Annotated in this window: 1 protein-coding gene; it reads right to left on the reverse strand. The window is 45.8% G+C overall.

Annotated elements, in window-relative coordinates; all coding sequences use genetic code 11:
- Positions 1 to 145: 145 nt before the first annotated feature.
- Positions 146 to 1,486, reverse strand: coding sequence for an aromatic ring-hydroxylating dioxygenase subunit alpha (locus PX482_RS12060; RefSeq protein ID WP_002760677.1), 1,341 nt, complete (start codon positions 1,484 to 1,486; stop codon positions 146 to 148).
- Between the last annotated feature and the right edge of the window lie 168 nt (positions 1,487 to 1,654).

A 1,654-nucleotide genomic window follows, 5' to 3' on the forward strand; every position in this document is an offset into this window, starting at 1 on the left:
TGGGAGTGATCAGGGGGAAAATTCCTGGACTTTTTCCCTGAAAATTAGGTAATTGGCCCCCTCAAAACCGGTAAAACCCCACACCCCACACCCCACACCCCACACCCTGCCACCACCGAAAAACTTTTTCAGCAGACCCTACTTATTACTGTAGTTTGGTATGGGCTTTTTTCTCATAGGTGCGTTCAAATTTTCTGCGGGTGTAATTGGCGGCGATCGCTATTGCTAAAGCCAAAATTGCGAAAATAAGGGCAGTAATTTGATAGATAGACTGATTTGGGGATAAAATTGCCAGTAAAACTAATAATATACCCATTAAAATCGCAATTTGTTTAGTTTTTACCATGTTTTCATGGGCATCGCTACAGGTGCGACAGTGGACAGTGTGACGAGAATAGCGATCGAGGGGTAAAGGATCGGATAAATCGAGCGCCGTTGTCCGCTGGCTGGTGTAGCCTTGATAGTAGGGGAAAGAGTCCCCATAGCGATCGAACCATTGACGTAACTCAATCACCAAGGCATCGGAACTTTTTAAGGGTAAGTATAATTTTTGTAAACTATCTCTTGACTTTTCCACCATTTGCTGCTGACTTTGAATTAAAGGTAGATCATCTTCGAGGATGCGACTTTGACGCAGATGTTCCAACCAGCGCCAACGGTATTGACGGGAGTTAACGGCAAAATTTTGGTAACGTCGCATCAGTAAGCGAGAACGACCTTGACCCAGAGAAATCCCGTATAAAGCCAATCCAGCACACCAATGGGGATTAGGCAGAGCAAAACGATAATGAACGAGATTAGGGGCTATAAAATCCAGATATTTCCAGCTTTCCTGCGGATTGCGGCTATTGCGCCACTGACTGCGAATTCCCCGCGCCGAGATTTCGAGGATTTGGAAGGCTAACGGTTGAGCATTTTCCCGTTTTGCCCCGAATTCGCTGCGATCATGGCTAATATTAACATGGGCGGGATCGAGGAGATTTTCGAGTAAATAGCCCTGTTCATAGGGAAAATCGATGACATAATCGGTATGGACACAATTGGGGTCTTCTAGGTCTTTGATGATAGGAATATCGCTTTCTTTCGCTGTTTCCTCTTCTCCTAACCAAACCCAGAGGACTCCCTGACGTTCCACCACCCCATAGGATTTAACCTTGGCATTGCGGGGAATCGGGGTATTGACTGGCAGTTGGGGAATATGGGAACATTTTCCATCCGTCTCGAACTGCCAACCATGGTACAAACATTCTAAACGACCAGCGATCATCTGTCCTGTGGAGAGTTTAGCCAAGCGATGGGGACAGCGATCAAGCAAACAGCCCCATTTTCCCTGCTGATCGCGAAATATTAGCAATGGTTGCCCATAAAGAGAGAAAGAGTAGGGATTTTTTTGCCAATCCTGCACGAATAACACAGGATACCAACAATTTTGGTAGTGAAAATAGTCATCCCTAGGGAGGGGTTGAGATTGATCAGTGCTTGTCATGGGGATGAGAGAGAAAAAATATTGATCTTGACATCCTCGCCGCCGTAAAACGGACGGCGATTCCCAAACCTCACGATTTGAGTTTCTGCTTCTTTCCCGAAGGATTTTTCGCACCTGCCTTAACAGATTTACTCTGTTCTGGTCTTATGGTCGCTCTACAGACTGACA

Origin of the sequence: Microcystis sp. M53602_WE12 (assembly GCF_030065455.1) — a bacterium.
Lineage (GTDB): Bacteria > Cyanobacteriota > Cyanobacteriia > Cyanobacteriales > Microcystaceae > Microcystis > Microcystis aeruginosa.

Excerpts from the sequence above, each read along its gene's own strand:
- PX482_RS12060 (WP_002760677.1), bottom strand. The coding sequence starts at position 1,486 with ATGACAAGCACTGATCAATCTCAACCCCTCCCTAGGGATGACTATTTT.